This is a genomic window from Citrobacter sp. RHBSTW-00859, assembly GCF_013729795.1.
Taxonomy (GTDB): Bacteria; Pseudomonadota; Gammaproteobacteria; order Enterobacterales; family Enterobacteriaceae; genus Citrobacter; species Citrobacter braakii.
In genome coordinates this window covers 1773928-1791328 of the sequence record NZ_CP056284.1, presented here as the reverse complement: position 1 = coordinate 1791328, position 17401 = coordinate 1773928, and the positions used below count along the sequence as shown (strand labels likewise).

Sequence of the window (17401 nt, the reverse complement as noted above, 5' to 3'; positions counted from 1 at the left end):
ATTGAGTCCCACCACAAGGAGTGGAGAATGTCTTCCATTACAACAGATAATAAAGCTTTCCTGAATGAACTGACCCGTCTGGTGGGTCATTCACACCTGCTGACAGAACCTGCTAAAACCGCCCGCTATCGCAAGGGATTCCGCTCCGGCCAGGGCGATGCGCTTGCCGTCGTGTTCCCCGGGTCGCTTTTAGAACTGTGGCGCGTTTTGAGCGCCTGCGTCGCCGCGGATAAAATTATCCTGATGCAGGCCGCTAACACCGGCCTGACCGAAGGATCTACGCCGAGCGGTAATGATTACGACCGCGAGATTGTCATTATCAGCACCCTGCGTCTTGATAAGCTGCACGTCATCGGCAAAGGTGAACAGGTGCTGGCCTATCCAGGAACCACGCTCTATTCGCTGGAAAAAGCGCTCAAACCGTTTGGCCGTGAACCGCATTCGGTAATCGGATCTTCCTGTATTGGCGCTTCGGTTATCGGTGGCATTTGCAACAACTCCGGCGGCTCGCTGGTACAGCGCGGCCCGGCCTACACGGAGATGTCGCTGTTTGCGCGTATTGACGAACAGGGGAAATTACAGCTGGTTAACCATCTGGGTATTGAGCTGGGCCAGACCCCGGAGCAGATCCTGAGCAAACTGGATGACGAGCGTATTAGAGATGACGATGTTCGCCACGACGGGCGTCACGCGCACGATCACGACTACGTTACCCGTGTCAGAGATATCGACGCAGACACGCCCGCACGCTATAACGCCGACCCGGATCGCTTGTTTGAATCGTCCGGTTGTGCAGGCAAGCTCGCGGTCTTTGCCGTGCGTCTGGACACCTTCGAAGCCGAAAAAAACCAGCAGGTCTTTTACATCGGCACCAACCAGCCAGAGGTGCTGACGGAGATCCGCCGTCATATTCTGGCAAAATTCGAGCATCTGCCGGTCGCCGGTGAATATATGCACCGCGATATTTACGACATCGCTGAGCAATACGGCAAAGATACGTTTCTGATGATCGACAAGCTCGGCACCGACAAAATGCCGTTCTTCTTCACCCTGAAAGGCCGCACCGATGCGATGCTGGAAAAAGTGAAAATTTTCCGTCCTCACTTCACCGACCGGGCAATGCAGAAATTTGGTCATTTGTTCCCCAGCCACTTACCGGCGCGCATGAAAAGCTGGCGCGATAAGTACGAGCATCACCTGCTGTTAAAAATGGCCGGTGGCGGCGTGGCTGAAGCCCAAAACTGGCTAAGCGAGTATTTCAAAACCGCTGAAGGCGACTTCTTTGCCTGTACGGCGGAAGAAGGCAGCAAGGCGTTCTTGCACCGCTTCGCGGCGGCTGGCGCGGCTATTCGTTATCAGGCCGTACATGCGGATGAGGTGGAAGATATTCTGGCGCTGGATATCGCGCTGCGTCGTAACGACACCGAATGGTACGAGCATCTGCCTCCAGAGATCGACAGTCAACTGGTGCACAAACTCTATTACGGTCACTTTATGTGTTACGTTTTCCATCAGGATTACATCGTGAAAAAGGGCGTGGATGCGCATGCGCTAAAAGAGCAGATGCTGGAACTCCTGCGCGAGCGTGGGGCGCAGTATCCGGCAGAGCATAACGTCGGGCATCTGTATCAGGCGCCGGAAACCTTGACCCGTTTTTACCGTGAGAATGACCCCACTAACAGTATGAATCCGGGTATTGGGAAAACGAGTAAGCAGAAGTTCTGGAAAGAATCGTAAATCTGAAAAAGATAAGCGCTACCGGGCATGTTGCCGGGGCGCTTCGCTTGCCCGGCCTACTGCTATATTCGCTATGCGTAGGCCGGATAAGACATCTTATTTAATCGTTCTGTGCGGTTTGCTCGCCCTTCGCCGAACCTGCCGCCGCCATCTGCGCAGCTTTTTGCTTTTTATAGCTCAGCGCCGCCGCCGGAACCGGCATCACCTTGCCCGTTTCAATCCAGGTACGTAAACGGCTGGCATCGGCAAAGTGAGTATATTTACCAAAGGCATCCATCACCACCAGCGCCACCGGTTTGTTGTTAATCACCGTGCGCATCACCAGACAGTGGCCTGCCGCATTGGTAAACCCGGTTTTCGTTAACTGAATATTCCAGTTATCGCGGTATACCAGATGGTTGGTGTTACGAAACGGCAGCGTATACGCAGGGTTGGCAAACGTCGCCATATCTTCACGCGTGGTACTTAGCTGGCCGATCAGCGGATACTGTTTGCTGGCGATCAGCAGCTTGGTTAAGTCACGGGCGGTCGAGACGTTATGAATCGACAAACCAGTGGGTTCCACAAAGCGTGTCTGAGTCATGCCGAGCGCTTTCGCTTTGGCATTCATGGCTTTGATAAACGCGTTGTATCCGCCCGGGTAATGATGCGCCAGACTCGCCGCCGCACGGTTTTCTGATGACATCAGCGCCAGCAGTAACATGTCTTTACGGCTGATTTCGCTGTTCAGTCGTACGCGAGAGTAAATGCCTTTCATCTCCGGCGTCTGGCTAATATCGACTTTCAGCTTTTCATTCAGCGGCAGTCGTGCATCAAGCACCACCATCGCCGTCATTAATTTGGTAATCGACGCAATCGGACGCACAAGGTCCGGGTGGTTCGAATAGATAACTTTGTTGGTATTCAGATCAACGATCATCGCGCTACCGGACGCTATCTCAGGTTGAGAAGCCGCTGCGGTAGTTGCCGTTTTCGCCACGGCTTGGGGTGCAAAAGGAACGGCCAGCACCAGGGCAAGGCTTAATAATGAAACTCGGAATTTCAGCATGATGAGATTTCTGATAATGGTTCACGCACGTCACAACGCACACCGCCAGAGATTAAGTATTATCTCAAGCTAGCTCAGGCATCATAGCGATCCGGCAGGTTTGCTGCCACAGGAGAATCGTCTCGAAATGCTGCGTTGCTGACTTTTACGTCAACAACGCAGCGTAGACAGGTTTATCCGTCAGAATAACCGATAGCCGTAACCCCACAGGATTACCGTAATAGCCAGCAGAACCTCCAGTACCAGCACACCGATCGCCAGCGTCGAACTGGAAAAACTCAACCCTTCCTCACGAGTGATATTCAGGAACGTTGGAATGCCGAGATAAAGTAAATAGCCGGTGTAAAACAGCGCGAGAGTCCCGACTAATGCGCACAGCCAGACCAGCGGATAAAGTGCGACCAGCCCGCTTAAAAAAAGCGGCGTCGCGACATATCCGGCAAAGACCATACAATGCGCCAGCGACGGACGCTGCGGGTAGTTACGCGCCATCCACCAGATAACCCGGCCCATGACGGCAACGCCCGCCAGCATCACCCCGTAAAACAGAATCGCCATTGCAAATCCAGTCAACAGGGATAATTTCAGGATATTGCCATCGCCAAAATCCCAGCCGATTTGTGTGGTACCGATGAACGCACAAACAACCGGGATTGCCGCCATCAGAAGTACATGGTGGGTGTAGTGATGCGAAACGCTTTCGTTTTCGCTGTTGATCACATGCATTTCACGATCGGGATGGGAAAACAGCCCCCAGACATGGTTCATACCGCCCCCTTCTTGTCAGCTCCGGACCTCAACAGTTCAAGTATAATTCAGCTTTGGATTAATTTTTGTACAACAACAAAAATGACGAACCGCTAATTCAGCGCTTTTAAACCCCACGATGATTCACAGGGTGTATGCTTAACGTCGGGAGGTCATCCAGACATATGGATATAAACAGTCTTATTGCACATTACGGTTACGCCGCATTGATCATTGGCAGTTTGGCCGAAGGTGAAACCATTACCCTGCTGGGCGGCGTGGCGGCACATCAGGGATTACTTAAATTTCCTCTGGTGGTTATCTCTGTGGCCCTGGGCGGGATGATTGGCGATCAATTGCTGTATCTGCTTGGGCGTCGTTACGGTGGAAAAATTTTGCGTCGTTTTTCAAAACATCGCGACAAAATCCGCCGGGCGCAGAAAATGATCCAGCGCCGTCCTTATCTGTTCGTGATTGGCACCCGTTTTATGTATGGTTTTCGCGTGATCGGCCCGTTGCTGATTGGCGCAAGCCATTTGCCACCTAAAATTTTCCTGCCGTTGAATATCCTGGGGGCGCTGGCGTGGGCGCTGATATTTACCACTCTGGGTTACGTGGGGGGAGAAGTCATTGCGCCGTGGCTACACAATCTCGACCAGCATATTAAGCACTGGATATGGCTGGCTCTGGTGATTGTGCTGGTGCCTGGCGTTCGGTGGTGGTTAAAAAAACGCAGCAGCAAAAGTACAGCCCGGTAGCGCGATGTCTACCGGGTGGGTGCGTTACGAAGCGTGGTAGCCGCCCCCCAGCGCACGGTTCAACTGGATTGAGGCATCCAGCCATTGCCCTTGTAAAAGCAGAGCGTTGCACTGTTCACGTAATGCCGGGATCTTTGCCTCACTGACCCGGGAGCCCGCAATAATTCCGGCATTGAAGCGCGCCTGCGCCAGACCCACTACGCGCAGTGCATCATGCTCAATCTGCTGCTGATGCTGATTCTTCTGCGCCAGTGTTTCTACCTGCGATGCTGCACGCGCCACGTCATTCACCGCATCCACCACGGCTTTGTTGTAATTCGCCACCGTCAGGTTGCTTTGCGCTTGAGTAATGTCGAGATTCGCGTTCAGCCTGCCGCTATCAAAGATAGGTAGCGTCAGCCCGGCCGTTACGCCCATTTGCTGCGCGGAATGGCGAAACAAGTCGCTCAGATGTAACGCATCCTGTTGTAAAAATGCCATCAGATTTACATCGGGATAAAACGCCGCTTTCGCCGCATCAATGCTGCTCAGCGATGACTCAATGTACCAGTGCGCCGCCTGCAAATCCGGTCGGCGGGCCAGCAGCGAATAACCTAGCTGGGACGGGAGCTGGCTTTCCACCGCGGGCAGCGGGGTCGAATGGAGTTTCAGGGCTGTGGACTGCGAGTTGGTCAGCGCGCTCAACCGCGCTTCAATTACCTTCATTTTACCGCTGACATCGTTCAACTGCTGCTCTGTTTTGCTGGAATCGATATCGGTTTCAACGCCTTCCACCGAAGAAGTAAGACCATTTTGATACAGTTGACGATCAACGTTAATGACGTTCTGCTGCTCGGTTTCGATTTGCGTCAACACGGTTTTCAGCCCGGCCTGCGTTTGCCATTCCCAGTATAGACGAGCCACACCGCTCGCCAGCACCTGTCGCGTTTGCTCGCGCTCGGCTTCACGCGCCTTAACGGCCCCAATACGTGCCGTCACTTCGGCCCGATTTTTACCCCACAGATCCAGATTCCAGCCAGCAGTTAAACCAAAGGTGCCGTTGGTGTACCACGGCCCGGTCGTCCCGGCGGCCGGATCGGTAATGGCAAACGGTCCCATCAGCCCTTCGGCTGACATTCTCTGACGCTCCACATCTGCTGAGAAATCGATCTCCGGGCCATCCTGCGCCTCCACAGCCTTAGCCTGCGCCTCCGCCAGTTGAATGCGCTGTTCCGCGACCTGCATATCAGGGGAGTTTCGTAACGTGCTGTCAATCAGCGCATTAAGCTGGGGGTCATGGTATGCCTTCCACCATTGGCTGTCCGGCCAGCCATTTTTTAACGCCGCAGGCAATGTGGTATCGACATTCGCAGCGGGGGTCTGCTGTGACAGAGACTGGCGGTCATCATGCATCGGCGCGCAACCTGACATCAAAATAAAAAGCGGCAACAATGCCGTCGTGACAAAAGCAGAATTACGATTCATGGAGAGACACAGGTAAGAAAAGATGTGCTGAGATTACGACTTGTCGCGTTTCCTTTTTTAGTTACGCGTGGCAATACACCTTTGGCAATAAGAATATATAATCGGAAAAATATACACACAACAAATAATTTAGATTAATTAATTTTAATAATTTATGGATGGAGACATTATGTCACAGAATATCTATGACGATCCCGAGTTCTTTGCCGGATATGCCACACTGGACCGTTCAGTAAAAGGGCTCGACGGTGCGCCAGAATGGCCGACAATACAAGCGATGCTCCCCGCTCTGCAGGGAAAAAATATCCTCGATTTGGGTTGCGGATATGGCTGGTTTTGCCGCTACGCGCGCGATAACCAGGCGGCCAGCGTAGTGGGACTGGATATTTCACAAAAGATGTTAACCCAAGCGCACAGCATGACGCAGGGTAATGGCATCGTTTATCGCCGTGAAGATCTCGAGACGCTTTCCCTGTCGCCAAATTCCTTTGACCTGGTTTATAGCTCACTTGCCCTGCACTATTTGCGCGATATCGCGCGATTATTCGTAACGATTTACCAGTCGTTAACACCGGGAGGCATGTTGGTATTCTCTGCCGAGCATCCCATTTATACTGCACCGCTTAACCAGGGTTGGATAAAAGATAAAACCGGGCAACAGTCCTGGCCGGTCAATCATTATCAGCAGGAAGGCACACGCATCAGTAACTGGTTCGCGGAGGGCGTCAAAAAACAGCACCGTAAGCTGGCGACCTGGATTAATGCGCTGATAGCCGCCGGATTCGAAATCGTTTGTGTCGATGAATGGGGACCGTCCGCTGAACAGATTGCTGAAAACCCGGCGCTGGATGAAGAAAAAGAGCGGCCAATGGTGTTTCTGCTCAGCGCACGTAAACCGGAGTAAGGTCATTACAGGAAGATTTTCAGAGGCGTTCCTATACTTAACCTGAACTCACCAAAAAAGGAACGCTGATGAAAATCTTACTGTGGATTATTTTAGTTATTTTTCTGATTGGGTTATTGGTGGTGACTGGCGTGTTTAAGATGATTTTTTGAAAAAAAGGCCACTCCGGTGGCCGATTAATGTGTTAATGCAATTTAGCGATATCAATGGCCTGAATCGCGCGCGCGATATCCGGTGAATTGTTTAATGCGCGGATTTCCTGAAACAGCGCGGTTGCTTCTGAGTATTCTTTACGCAAATACCCTAACCATTGTTTAATCCGCGCCACGTGATACAGCCCGGTATCACCCTGCTTTTCAAGACGAGTATATTTTTGCAACAGCATCACGACATCAGGCCACGGCATACGCGGCTCGTTGTACTTCACCACACGGCTCAGGTTCGGAATATTTAATGCCCCACGGCCAATCATCACCGCATCGCATCCGCTGATAGCCATACAGTCCTGGGCGCTTTGCCAGTCCCAGATTTCGCCATTCGCGATAACCGGAATGGTAAGCCGCTGGCGGATCTCACCGATCGCCTGCCAGTTGATATGCTCGGCCTTATAGCCCTGTTCCTTGGTTCGGCCATGCACCGCCAGCTCGCTGGCGCCAGCCTGCTGAACGGCATCAGCAATTTCAAACTGCCTGTCGCTGTTGTCCCAACCCAGACGCACTTTCACCGTCACGGGGAGATGATCCGGAACCGCCTCGCGCATGGCTTTTGCGCCCCGGTAGATGAGTTCAGGATCTTTTAATAACGTTGCGCCACCGCCGCTGCCGTTGACCAGCTTCGACGGGCAGCCACAGTTCAGATCGACACCAAACGAGCCCAGTTCTACCGCGCGCGCCGCGTTCTCCGCCAGCCACTGCGGATACTGCCCCAGCAACTGTATGCGCACCCGCGTGCCGGATGGCGTCCGGCTATTGTTATGCAGTTCCGGGCAGAGCCGATGGAATACTTTTGCCGGCAGGAGCTGATCCACCACGCGCACAAACTCGGTGATGCACAGATCGTAATCATTCACTTCAGTCAGCAGCTCGCGCACCAGTGAGTCGAGCACGCCTTCCATCGGCGCCAGTAAAACACGCATATCGTCACCCGCAAAAAAAGAGGCGCTATGGTAGCGCCTCCGTTCGGGAGATTAAAGAGGCTCAGCGCGGCAACAGGCAGTTATCTTCTTTCCAGCCGTACAGCCATTCCATACCACGATAAAATTCCGCCTGAGATTTGCCTTTCCACAGCAGATTACGCACCTGGCGCTCGACGCCTGCGGCGTGGTACACACGTCCCATTTCGCGCGTCGACCAGACGATGCGCGCAGTACGCGGAATACGCACCGACTCATACAAAGCAAAGGCATCAGCCGCATCGCAGTCACACTGCTGTAACGCCTTACCGAGAGTGACAGCATCTTCAAGCGCCATACAGGCACCCTGCGCCATATATTGTGCCACCGGATGCGCAGCATCACCCACCAGCGTAATGCGGTCGGTCCCCCATTTCTCTACCGGTTCGCGGTCAGCGGTGGACCAGCGACGCCATGACGTCGGCTTATCCAGCATCTGACGCGGACGCGCATGAATACCGGCAAAATAGGAGAGCACTTCCTCTTTACTGCCATCCTTTACCCCCCACTCCTCCTGCTGACGACTGTGGAAGGTCACCACCAGGTTATACTGCTTGCCGCCGCGCAGTGGATAGTGCACCAGGTGGCAGTGCGGTCCGGCCCACAGCACCGGCGCGTTAATGCGCAAATCTTCCGGCATATCATCGCAATCAATCACCGCGCGATAGACCACGTGCCCGGTCACGCGTGGCGCATCGCCAATCAGAGACTGCCGCACAACCGACTTCACACCGTCACAGCCCACCAAAATATCCGCTGTCCAGCTGTTACCGTGCTCATCAAAGACCGTCACATCATCTTCTGTCTGGCGAATATCAACCACGTTAGTTGAAGTGCGATACTCAACGTTGGGATGAACCAGTGCCGCTTCCCAAACAGAAGCATGAATATCAACCCGATGGATAACCGCATAAGGACCGCCAAAGTGATCGCGGAACGCCTGCCCGGTTTCAATGCGTATAACCTCTTTCGCGTTTACCGCATCCATCATGGTGATGTGATCGGTAAAAACGGCGCGCTTGCGAGCGACGTCACCCACGCCAAGGCTGTCCAGAGCAGAAAACGCGTTCGGCCCGAGCTGAATGCCCGCACCAATCTCACCAATCTCGTGCGCTTTCTCCAGCAACATCACTTTAATGCCTTGACGGGCCAGCGATAGCGCGGTCGCCGCGCCGCCAATCCCGCCACCCACGATAATTGCGCGTGTCACTTTAGCCATTGTCGTTCTCCTTATCAGGCTGGAATTTTGTCTTGTTGATTCTCGGGCGCGGCGGCGATAAACGCCGGAAGCTGGGTACAGGCATCGTATACCGCCTTACAGCGCGGATACCCGCTCAGATCACAGCCCATACGTAACGCGTTCGCCCACTGCGGGATCAGACAGCAATCCGCCAGCGTCGGCGCATCCCCCACGCAGAATGTCCCCGAGTGACTCTGGCGCAGCATCTGTTCAACCGCGCTTAACCCTTGCTGGATCCAGTGCGCATACCAGCGTTTTTTATCCTCTTCACTGACCTTTAGCTCTTCGCTCAGGTAGCGCAGTACCCGCATGTTATTCACGGGATGGATATCACAAGCGATGGCATAAACAATTTCCAGCACCCGGCTGCGCGTCGGGAAGTCGGCTGGCAGCAGCGGCGACTGCGGAAAGTGACCATCCAGCCAGTCGGTTATCGCCAGCGACTGCCCGAGTGATTCTCCCTCATCAGTGACCAGCGTCGGTACAAGCCCTACCGGGTTCATCCGCCGGTAGGCCAGCTCGTTCTGCTGACCGATGCGAATGTTGACACCCACCGTCTGGTAATCAAGCCCCTTCAGCGCCAGCGCAATGCGTACGCGATATGACGCGGAGCTGTTAAAGAAACTGTACAGCTTCATCATCCACCTCAGACAATCTTCACAGCGATGGGGGTTAAACCGTCTACATTGCCGGTGATCACATCTCCTTTCACCACTGCGCCCACGCCCTCTGGCGTGCCTGTGTAGATCAAATCACCCGGCTGTAGTTCGAAAAAGCCGGACAGATAGCTAATCGTTTCATTAACGGACCAGATGAGGTGGCGAATATCGCTACGCTGATGATCGTCGCCGTTGACCTGCAACCAGATAGGCGCGTTGTTAACATCCGCACTTTCGCTGGCTTTATGCAGTGGCGCGATGGGGGCAGAGAGATTAAATGCTTTGCCGATTTCCCACGGACGCCCCATCTGGCGCATCTCCATCTGCCTGTCGCGGCGGGTCATATCCAGACCAGTGGCATAGCCCCAGATATATTCGTGCGCTTTTTCCAGGGGTATATCGCTGCCCTTTTTACCGATCGCCACCACCAGCTCTATCTCATAGTGATAGTTATCGGTCTGCGACGGGTATGGCAGCTCGAGGGTTTGACCGGCCGCCACCGGGACCACCGCATCGGCAGGTTTACAGAAGAAGAACGGCGGTTCGCGATCCGGATCAAAACCCATTTCACGCGCATGAGCGGCATAGTTGCGGCCCACGCAGTAAACGCGACGCACGGGAAACTGTTCATTACTGCCAACGACCGGAACGGTAACAGGCGCTTGTGGTTCGAATACGTATTGCGTCATTTTCTCTCTCCCAAATTAATAACGTGCTTCACGGAACAACCCCAGCGCTTCCTGAACCGGTCTGTCCGAAAAACTAAATAAGACGGCATCTTCGTGGGCCTGGAATGACACGCCGTGCCAGGTTGGCACCACGAAGATATCTTTTGGCGAAAAATTGAAGATCTCGGTGCCGATGGTGACCTGCCCGCTTCCTTCCACCACGTGATAGATAGTGCTGTCGGTGGTACGTGCCATCCGCGAGGAAAAGCCCTTCGGCAACAGTTGTAAAAAGGTCCCCATTGAAGGCATGGGATAACCACCGGTTACCGGGTTGACGTAACGCATCTTGTAACCGTCCCACTCATCGGCGTCGCCCATGCGGGTCAGGTCATGCAGCGCTTCACGGCTGCGATCGTAGCGATAGTTGAAAATTGGCGATGAGTTACCCTTCTGATGACGCAGCGGCAGCATATTGGCCGCGTAGCGTGGTAAGTAATCCCCTTCCTTGCGCGTGACTGGTTGCTGATCCTCCGGGTAATCTTCCGCAAAGCCGCAACCCAGCAGATTCACCAGTGGCAGATCCAGACCGTCCAGCCACACCACCGGTTCACTGCCTGGGTTGCCGTGGTCGTGCCAGCGCCACTGTGGCGTCAGAATAAAATCCCCTTCATGCATTTTGGTGCGCTCGCCATCCACCGCGGTAAATGCCCCTTACCCTTCGACAATAAAGCGCAGCGCAGACTGATTATGCCGGTGACTCGGGGCAACCTCGCCCGGCATGATTAACTGCAATCCGGCGTACAGCGTTGGGGTGATTGAGGACTGTCCGCGCAGCATGGGGTTTTCCAGCACCAGTACGCGACGAATCGCCTCTTTCGCGCCAATCAGATCGCCGCTTTCCAGCAGCAACGGGCGGATCTCCTGGTAGTTCCAGTACCCAGGAGCACAATGTGCGTTCGGCGTTGGCGGTACCAGGCGGTGCAGCGACTCCCACAGCGGGGTCAGATTCTGCCCGGAAATATGCTGGTAAAACTGCTGACGGCTGTTCTTAACATCCTGATTAAGTTCTGACATAGAGATTCTCCTTATTTGTTCACGATGCCTACGCGTGACAACGCGTCAGGGACAGAGGCCGACTGGCGGATAACAACCGTCAGCAGCATAAGCATCACCGCGCTGATGGCCGCCGGAACGGCAATAATGAAAAACAGGTTATCGAATGAGAAATTCATCGCCATCATCACGCCGCCGGAGAGCGAGCCGACAATCGCGCCGCAGCGGCCAATCGCATTAGACCAGCTGACGCCCGTGGCCCGGCTCTGCGTCGGATAAAGCGTGGCGGTTAAGGCATTCAGGCCCACCTGCGAACCGCTGATGCCGATGCCGGTGCCAAAAATGGCCAGCGCCATCAGCCACAGGCCGTTCTCGCTCAGGCCAATCATGACAATACACACCGCACCCAACGCATAGCTCACTGCCAGCACGCGGAAAGGGTTGTATTTATCCATCAGCACTCCCAGCACCAGCGCACCGAGCGTACCGCCAATCTGAAAGGCAGCGGTCACCCATGAGGCATGCTGCAGGTCAATTCCACGATGGTTAAGCAGCGTTGGCATCCAGCTGGAGAGCAGATAAATAATCAGCAGGCTCATAAAGAACACCACCCATAACATCAGGGTAATGGGCAACTGTTGCCCGACGAACAGCTGGCGAATGCTGCCTTTGGCAATCGCGGCGCCTTCGTTGAGATAAAATTGGGTATTGTCATAACGTTCCCGGGTGATGGCGCTGACGGTTCTGGCAATCACGTTTTGCGGCAACTGACGACGAACCTGCCAGCGCGGGGATTCCGGCAGCGCAAACAGCAGAGCCACAAACAGCATCAGCGGTAGCACGCCTCCCAGCACCAGGATGCCGTGCCAGCCAATAACCGGCACCAGCTGTGCGCTGACAATCCCGCCCATCGCCGAGCCCAGGGTAAAACCGCAGAACATCATTGTGACCAGTGCACCACGCCGACGCGCTGGCAGGTATTCTGAGGTCATAGTGATAGTATTTGGCATCGCGCCGCCCAGGCCTAACCCGGTAAGGAAGCGCAAAAAAACCAGCGTTTGCAGATCGGGGGAAAAAGCCGAAATCAGGCTCAGTGCGCCGAACAGCGCCACGCAGAATTCAATCACCCGTTTGCGGCCAAAACGATCCGATAGCGGACCGCAGAGCAGTGCGCCAGCGGTCAGACCCAGCAGGCCTGCGCCAAACAACGGCGCCAGATCTCCGGCCGTCAGTTGCCAGTGGGTGCGAATATCAGGCGCGATAAAACCAATAGCTGCGGTATCAAAACCGTCGAGCATGACGACCAAAAAACAGCAAATGATAACGCGCCACTGGGTCTTACCGACGGGGGCGGAATCGATCAGTGCTTGTAGATCACGTTGTTGAGTCATAGTGAATGCCTCAGTGCAGGTAGAGTAGATGTCTGTTTTGTTTTAGGTATGTTGCGACTTTGTATGTTTGGAGATGAAATGTACAATGGCTTTTCATGCAGAGGCATAACCTGGAGGTTATAGCAAATGGCTAACTGGGCGCAGAAACTTAAGTTACACCACCTGCAAACGCTTATTGCGCTGGGCGAACAGGGGAATTTGACTCACGTCGCCCGAATGATGAATATCACCCAGCCAGCGTTGTCAAAATGGTTATCACAGCTCGAAGATGAGATGGGTATCACACTCTTTGAACGTCATAGCAAAGGCTTACGCCCTTCAGAAGGCGGCAAGCTGCTACTGCAGCATGCCCAACGCCTGATCAATGATATGGAACGTTCACAGTATGAAATCGCCCGTTTTAAGCAGGGAGGCCTGGTAGGGAGTCTGAAGATTGGCTGCTCGCCGGTGGCGACGGACTGCGTTTCACAGGCGATACTGGGTTTGCTCACAGAGCTGCCGACCTTGCATCTTAATATTGAAGAGAAGGTGATGACCCCGCTGCTGCACGATCTGCTCGCGGGTTCGGTGGATGTGGTGGTCGGACGCGTCGGTGGCCGGGCGCTTCAGCTGCCGCTCAATTACCAGGTGCTGTATACCGAGCCGGTCTGTTTCGTCGCGCGCCCCGACCATCCGCTGGCAAAATATCCCCTGCTCACCTGGCATGATCTGGCTAACTGGCGCTGGATTGTCTGGCCGACGGGAACGCCCATCCGGATAAGCATTGACAACGCGCTGGTAGATAACGGCGTCATGCTACCGGAAAACATCATTGAGTCGGCATCGATAAACGTCAGCACCAACCTGCTGCAAAGTAGCGACATGATCTCTATTCTTTCTCTACGCCTGGCGCAGCGTTATGCCGCCCAGGGACAGCTGGCTATCCTGAATCTGCCGAAGATTGAACAAAAAGGCAGCGTAGGCGTGTTCTGGCGCAACAATGAAACACCCACGACCGCCCTGAATCGTTTTCTGTATTACCTGGCACAGGTTTAACGTGAACAGTTAGAGCCATCGCCCGATGTTCCAGATATCTATTTCTTCTATGCTTAGAATTCATGATGTGATCGGTAGCACGTTTTGAAGTTTAATTGTATGATGAATCAGTCTCGTCAAGGGTTTCAACTATGAGCAAAGCACTGAACATTATCTGGCAATATTTGCGCGCATTCGTCCTGATTTATGCCTGCCTCTATGCAGGTATTTTTCTTGCATCGCTACTCCCCATCACCATTCCGGGCAGCATTATCGGCATGCTGATTCTGTTTGTCTTACTGGCTTTGCAGGTGCTACCGGCAAAATGGGTTAACCCCGGCTGCTATGTGCTGATTCGCTATATGGCCCTGTTGTTTGTCCCGATTGGCGTGGGGATCATGCAGTACTTTGATCTGCTCCGTGCGCAATTTGGTCCGGTGGTGGTGTCCTGTACCATCAGTACGCTGGTCGTTTTCCTGGTGGTGAGCTGGAGTTCTCACATTGTGCACGGTGAGCGCAAAATCGTTGGGCAAAAAGGGTCTAAAGAATGATGTCGTATATCTGGTGGTCGTTACCCCTTACGCTGGCGGTATTTTTTGGCGCACGTAAGCTGGCTGCACGATTTAAAATGCCGCTATTGAACCCGCTACTGGTCGCCATGGTGGTGATCATTCCCATTCTGATGCTGACCGGAATTCCCTACGATCACTATTTCAAAGGCAGTGAGGTGCTGAACGATTTACTGCAACCTGCCGTGGTCGCGCTGGCCTATCCGTTATACGAACAGCTGCACCAGATTCGCGCTCGCTGGAAATCAATTATTGCCATCTGCTTTGCGGGGAGCCTTGTGGCGATGGTCACAGGTACAACAATCGCCTTGTTGATGGGCGCATCGCCGCAAATTGCTGCGTCAATCATGCCGAAATCGGTAACCACGCCTATCGCTATGGCAGTGGGAGGCAGTATTGGTGGTATTCCGGCCATCAGCGCCGTGTGCGTCATTTTTGTTGGTATCCTCGGGGCTGTGTTTGGTCATACTTTGCTCAATGCGATGCGTATTCGCACCAAAGCCGCACGTGGACTGGCTATGGGTACCGCGTCGCACGCCCTGGGTACCGCACGCTGTGCAGAGCTGGACTATCAGGAAGGCGCGTTTAGCTCTCTGGCGCTGGTTATTTGCGGCATTATCACCTCGTTGGTCGCCCCATTCCTGTTCCCGATTATTCTGGCCCTGGTCGGTTAACCTTCAATTTTTGGCTAATTATTTGCGATGCGTTGCACATTTTTAATTTAAGTTTCATAAGTTGCATACACAATGAGATTTGGATCACATATAAAGCCGTAACAGGCCCGTAAACTACGATTCCATTACATTGTTATGAGGCATCGCCATGCATCCACGTTTTCAAACTGCTTTTGCCCAACTCGCGGATAACTTGCAATCAGCCCTGGCGCCTGTTCTGGCGGATGCGCATTTCCCCGCCATGCTGACTGCTGAGCAGGTCTCTTTGCTGAAACGCGAATCGGGACTGGACGAAGACGCGCTGGCATTCGCTCTACTGCCGCTGGCTGCGGCCTGCGCGCGTACTCCGCTGTCCAACTTCAACGTTGGGGCAATTTCTCGCGGCATCAGCGGCACCTGGTACTTCGGTGGGAACATGGAGTTCCTGGGGGCGACCATGCAGCAAACCGTTCATGCCGAGCAAAGCGCCATTAGCCATGCCTGGCTGCGCGGTGAAAAAGGGCTCGCCGCCATCACCGTCAACTACACGCCGTGCGGCCACTGTCGCCAGTTTATGAACGAACTGAACAGCGGACTGGATTTACGTATTCATCTGCCGGGACGTGCGCCACACGTGCTGCGCGATTACCTGCCAGATGCCTTCGGACCGAAAGATCTGGAGATTAAAACGCTGCTGATGGACGATCAGGATCACGGCTTCGCGCTGCAGGGCGATGCGTTGACCCAAGCGGCTATCACCGCCGCCAACAGATGTCATATGCCGTACAGCAACTCCCCAAGCGGCGTGGCGCTGGAATGTAAAGATGGTCGAATTTTTAGCGGTAGCTATGCGGAAAATGCCGCCTTCAACCCGACCCTGCCGCCGCTGCAAGGCGCGTTAAACCTGTTGAACCTTAACGGTTATGACTACCCGGATATCCAGCGTGCTGTGCTGGCTGAAAAAGCCGATGCGCCGTTGATTCAGTGGGATGCGACCTCCGCTACCCTGAAAGCGCTGGGCTGCAATAATATTGAGCGCGTGCTGCTCGGTTAATTGCCTGGCGCTACGCTTATCTGGCCTGCAATCGCTCCAGGTTGTCGGCCAGATTTGCTGTTGCTACCATCCAACAGGGCCGTTTTGCTGAAAATCCCCTCAATCAGATTGCTGTTTCTTGCGCTACGTCTTCCGGTACAGTAGCCTGATTGAAATTCCATCCAAATAACGAGTTTTCTGCATGTTAAAGCGCGTGTTTTACAGCCTGTTAGTCCTGGTAGGCTTGCTGCTTTTGACTGTGCTTGGGCTCGACAGGTGGATGAGCTGGAAGACGGCTCCCTACATCTACGACGAATTGCAGGATTTACCCTATCGCCAGGTCGGTGTGGTCCTGGGCACGGCGAAATACTACCGCACCGGCGTCATCAACCAGTATTACCGCTACCGCATTCAGGGCGCATTGAACGCCTATAACAGTGGAAAGGTAAACTATCTGCTGCTGAGCGGCGACAACGCGCAGCAAAGCTACAACGAACCCATGACGATGCGTAAAGATCTGATTGCCGCAGGTGTCGATCCCGCTGACATCGTGCTTGATTACGCCGGGTTCCGGACGCTCGATTCAATTGTACGAACCCGCAAGGTGTTCGATACCAACGATTTCATCATTATTACTCAGCGATTCCACTGTGAGCGCGCCTTGTTTATTGCGCTGCATATGGGCATCCAGGCCCAGTGCTATGCGGTGCCCTCACCAAAAGATATGCTCACCGTGCGGGTACGTGAATTTGGCGCCCGCTTTGGCGCACTGGCCGATCTCTATATTTTCAAACGTGAACCCCGATTTTTAGGCCCGCTGGTGCCCATCCCTACCATGCATCAGGTACCGGACGATGCACAGGGATATCCGGCGGTCACGCCTGAACAACTACTCGAATTACAAAAGAAACAAGGAAAATAAGCATGGATGTACAAACCCTTTTCGTCGTGTTGGCCTTTCTGCTCATTCCCGTATTTTGTTTTCGCGAAGCATGGAAAGGCTGGCGCTCTGGGGCAGTAGATAAAATTAAAAAGAATGCGCGCGAACCGGTTTACGCTTATCGCAATCAAGAGCCCCTGCAATTTTGGTCTTATGTGCTGGTTTATGCCGGGTGCGGATGTTTATCCTTCGGGATGGTTATTTACTTAGTCTTTTATCGCTAAAGAATTTTCCTTTATATTAGCATTTGAGAATAGCTAATATTTTGATAATAGTTACCATTTCAATGTAAGGGATTAATGCTGCCCGCCAGCATTTCCCTCAGACTATCTTCTATTTGTGAATCCTTTCA

Annotated in this window: 19 protein-coding genes and 1 pseudogene; 10 read left to right on the top strand and 10 right to left on the bottom strand. The window is 53.7% G+C overall.

Annotated features, from left to right (window positions below):
• Positions 1–27: 27 nt before the first annotated feature.
• Positions 28–1737, top strand: coding sequence for a D-lactate dehydrogenase (dld, locus tag HV302_RS08825; protein ID WP_016153698.1), 1710 nt, complete (start codon positions 28–30; stop codon positions 1735–1737).
• A gap of 100 nt (positions 1738–1837) precedes the next feature.
• On the opposite strand, the gene pbpG is transcribed toward dld, so the two are convergent.
• Both pbpG and HV302_RS08815 read right to left on the bottom strand, forming a co-directional pair.
• Positions 1838–2785, bottom strand: a complete 948-nt coding sequence (gene pbpG, locus HV302_RS08820) for a D-alanyl-D-alanine endopeptidase (protein WP_016153699.1) — start codon at positions 2783–2785, stop codon at positions 1838–1840.
• A 180-nt stretch (positions 2786–2965) separates the two neighbouring features.
• Entirely contained in the window at positions 2966–3553 is a 588-nt protein-coding gene (locus HV302_RS08815; RefSeq protein ID WP_016153700.1) for a Yip1 family protein, read from the bottom strand.
• Between the two features lie 164 nt (positions 3554–3717).
• On the opposite strand from HV302_RS08815, the gene HV302_RS08810 reads away from it, so the two are divergent.
• Complete coding sequence (locus HV302_RS08810; RefSeq protein ID WP_181627214.1) at positions 3718–4290, top strand: DedA family protein; 573 nt, start codon at positions 3718–3720, stop codon at positions 4288–4290.
• 24 nt (positions 4291–4314) lie between these two features.
• Here the strand turns inward: HV302_RS08810 and mdtQ are convergent, their stop codons facing one another.
• Positions 4315–5754 (bottom strand): multidrug resistance outer membrane protein MdtQ, encoded by a 1440-nt coding sequence (gene mdtQ, locus HV302_RS08805; RefSeq protein ID WP_065554085.1) that lies wholly within the window; start codon positions 5752–5754, stop codon positions 4315–4317.
• 169 nt (positions 5755–5923) lie between these two features.
• Between mdtQ and HV302_RS08800 the strand changes: the two genes are divergently transcribed.
• Together HV302_RS08800 and HV302_RS28545 are read left to right on the top strand one after the other, a co-directional pair.
• Positions 5924–6658, top strand: coding sequence for a class I SAM-dependent methyltransferase (locus tag HV302_RS08800; RefSeq protein ID WP_016153703.1), 735 nt, complete (start codon positions 5924–5926; stop codon positions 6656–6658).
• A gap of 68 nt (positions 6659–6726) precedes the next feature.
• Entirely contained in the window at positions 6727–6810 is an 84-nt protein-coding gene (locus tag HV302_RS28545) for a membrane protein (protein ID WP_019077217.1), read from the top strand.
• Positions 6811–6842: 32 nt separating this feature from the next.
• Here HV302_RS28545 and dusC read toward each other — a convergent pair whose 3' ends face one another.
• From dusC to mhbT, 6 genes and pseudogenes are all read right to left on the bottom strand, one after another.
• On the bottom strand, positions 6843–7793 hold the full coding sequence (gene dusC / locus HV302_RS08795; RefSeq protein ID WP_016153704.1) for a tRNA dihydrouridine(16) synthase DusC: 951 nt from the start codon (positions 7791–7793) through the stop codon (positions 6843–6845).
• 61 nt (positions 7794–7854) lie between these two features.
• On the bottom strand, positions 7855–9048 hold the full coding sequence (locus HV302_RS08790) for a 3-hydroxybenzoate 6-monooxygenase (RefSeq protein ID WP_181627213.1): 1194 nt from the start codon (positions 9046–9048) through the stop codon (positions 7855–7857).
• Between the two features lie 14 nt (positions 9049–9062).
• The gene (gene maiA / locus HV302_RS08785; protein WP_019077220.1) at positions 9063–9707 is read right to left on the bottom strand and encodes a maleylacetoacetate isomerase; all 645 of its coding nucleotides are present in this window, start codon (positions 9705–9707) and stop codon (positions 9063–9065) included.
• An 8-nt stretch (positions 9708–9715) separates the two neighbouring features.
• Positions 9716–10417 carry a fumarylacetoacetate hydrolase family protein gene (locus tag HV302_RS08780; RefSeq protein WP_181627212.1) on the bottom strand — a complete coding sequence of 234 codons (702 nt, stop codon included), beginning with the start codon at positions 10415–10417 and terminating at the stop codon, positions 9716–9718.
• A gap of 15 nt (positions 10418–10432) precedes the next feature.
• Positions 10433–11470 (bottom strand): annotated as a pseudogene (gene gtdA / locus HV302_RS08775) (gentisate 1,2-dioxygenase).
• 11 nt (positions 11471–11481) lie between these two features.
• A complete protein-coding gene (mhbT, locus tag HV302_RS08770; protein WP_080858904.1) occupies positions 11482–12840 on the bottom strand; it encodes a 3-hydroxybenzoate transporter MhbT in 1359 nt (452 codons plus the stop codon).
• A 126-nt stretch (positions 12841–12966) separates the two neighbouring features.
• Here mhbT and HV302_RS08765 point away from each other — a divergent pair, with 126 nt between their 5' ends.
• The 4 genes from HV302_RS08765 (at position 12967) to cdd (ending at position 16130) form a co-directional block, all read left to right on the top strand.
• Complete coding sequence (locus HV302_RS08765) at positions 12967–13875, top strand: LysR substrate-binding domain-containing protein (RefSeq protein WP_016153710.1); 909 nt, start codon at positions 12967–12969, stop codon at positions 13873–13875.
• Positions 13876–14006: 131 nt separating this feature from the next.
• Entirely contained in the window at positions 14007–14405 is a 399-nt protein-coding gene (locus tag HV302_RS08760; protein WP_016153711.1) for a CidA/LrgA family protein, read from the top strand.
• Positions 14402–15097 (top strand): CidB/LrgB family autolysis modulator, encoded by a 696-nt coding sequence (locus HV302_RS08755; RefSeq protein WP_016156974.1) that lies wholly within the window; start codon positions 14402–14404, stop codon positions 15095–15097. Before HV302_RS08760 ends, HV302_RS08755 begins: the two co-directional genes overlap by 4 nt.
• A gap of 148 nt (positions 15098–15245) precedes the next feature.
• On the top strand, positions 15246–16130 hold the full coding sequence (cdd, locus tag HV302_RS08750; RefSeq protein ID WP_016153713.1) for a cytidine deaminase: 885 nt from the start codon (positions 15246–15248) through the stop codon (positions 16128–16130).
• On the opposite strand, the gene HV302_RS08745 is transcribed toward cdd, so the two are convergent.
• Positions 16127–16291 carry a hypothetical protein gene (locus HV302_RS08745; protein WP_181627211.1) on the bottom strand — a complete coding sequence of 55 codons (165 nt, stop codon included), beginning with the start codon at positions 16289–16291 and terminating at the stop codon, positions 16127–16129. The genes cdd and HV302_RS08745 overlap by 4 nt on opposite strands.
• 20 nt (positions 16292–16311) lie before the next feature.
• Between HV302_RS08745 and sanA the strand changes: the two genes are divergently transcribed.
• Both sanA and HV302_RS08735 read left to right on the top strand, forming a co-directional pair.
• Positions 16312–17031 carry an outer membrane permeability protein SanA gene (gene sanA / locus HV302_RS08740; protein ID WP_016153714.1) on the top strand — a complete coding sequence of 240 codons (720 nt, stop codon included), beginning with the start codon at positions 16312–16314 and terminating at the stop codon, positions 17029–17031.
• Between the two features lie 2 nt (positions 17032–17033).
• Positions 17034–17273 (top strand): DUF2542 family protein, encoded by a 240-nt coding sequence (locus tag HV302_RS08735; protein WP_016153715.1) that lies wholly within the window; start codon positions 17034–17036, stop codon positions 17271–17273.
• Positions 17274–17401: the final 128 nt, after the last annotated feature.

Excerpts from the sequence above, each read along its gene's own strand:
- HV302_RS08810 (WP_181627214.1), top strand. The coding sequence starts at position 3,718 with ATGGATATAAACAGTCTTATTGCACATTACGGTTACGCCGCATTGATC.
- HV302_RS28545 (WP_019077217.1), top strand. The coding sequence starts at position 6,727 with ATGAAAATCTTACTGTGGATTATTTTAGTTATTTTTCTGATTGGGTTA.
- pbpG (WP_016153699.1), bottom strand. The coding sequence starts at position 2,785 with ATGCTGAAATTCCGAGTTTCATTATTAAGCCTTGCCCTGGTGCTGGCC.
- HV302_RS08800 (WP_016153703.1), top strand. The coding sequence starts at position 5,924 with ATGTCACAGAATATCTATGACGATCCCGAGTTCTTTGCCGGATATGCC.
- HV302_RS08745 (WP_181627211.1), bottom strand. The coding sequence starts at position 16,291 with ATGGAATTTCAATCAGGCTACTGTACCGGAAGACGTAGCGCAAGAAAC.
- HV302_RS08765 (WP_016153710.1), top strand. The coding sequence starts at position 12,967 with ATGGCTAACTGGGCGCAGAAACTTAAGTTACACCACCTGCAAACGCTT.
- HV302_RS08815 (WP_016153700.1), bottom strand. The coding sequence starts at position 3,553 with ATGAACCATGTCTGGGGGCTGTTTTCCCATCCCGATCGTGAAATGCAT.
- maiA (WP_019077220.1), bottom strand. The coding sequence starts at position 9,707 with ATGAAGCTGTACAGTTTCTTTAACAGCTCCGCGTCATATCGCGTACGC.
- HV302_RS08790 (WP_181627213.1), bottom strand. The coding sequence starts at position 9,048 with ATGGCTAAAGTGACACGCGCAATTATCGTGGGTGGCGGGATTGGCGGC.
- HV302_RS08755 (WP_016156974.1), top strand. The coding sequence starts at position 14,402 with ATGATGTCGTATATCTGGTGGTCGTTACCCCTTACGCTGGCGGTATTT.
- HV302_RS08735 (WP_016153715.1), top strand. The coding sequence starts at position 17,034 with ATGGATGTACAAACCCTTTTCGTCGTGTTGGCCTTTCTGCTCATTCCC.
- sanA (WP_016153714.1), top strand. The coding sequence starts at position 16,312 with ATGTTAAAGCGCGTGTTTTACAGCCTGTTAGTCCTGGTAGGCTTGCTG.
- dld (WP_016153698.1), top strand. The coding sequence starts at position 28 with ATGTCTTCCATTACAACAGATAATAAAGCTTTCCTGAATGAACTGACC.
- HV302_RS08780 (WP_181627212.1), bottom strand. The coding sequence starts at position 10,417 with ATGACGCAATACGTATTCGAACCACAAGCGCCTGTTACCGTTCCGGTC.
- cdd (WP_016153713.1), top strand. The coding sequence starts at position 15,246 with ATGCATCCACGTTTTCAAACTGCTTTTGCCCAACTCGCGGATAACTTG.
- dusC (WP_016153704.1), bottom strand. The coding sequence starts at position 7,793 with ATGCGTGTTTTACTGGCGCCGATGGAAGGCGTGCTCGACTCACTGGTG.
- mhbT (WP_080858904.1), bottom strand. The coding sequence starts at position 12,840 with ATGACTCAACAACGTGATCTACAAGCACTGATCGATTCCGCCCCCGTC.
- mdtQ (WP_065554085.1), bottom strand. The coding sequence starts at position 5,754 with ATGAATCGTAATTCTGCTTTTGTCACGACGGCATTGTTGCCGCTTTTT.
- HV302_RS08760 (WP_016153711.1), top strand. The coding sequence starts at position 14,007 with ATGAGCAAAGCACTGAACATTATCTGGCAATATTTGCGCGCATTCGTC.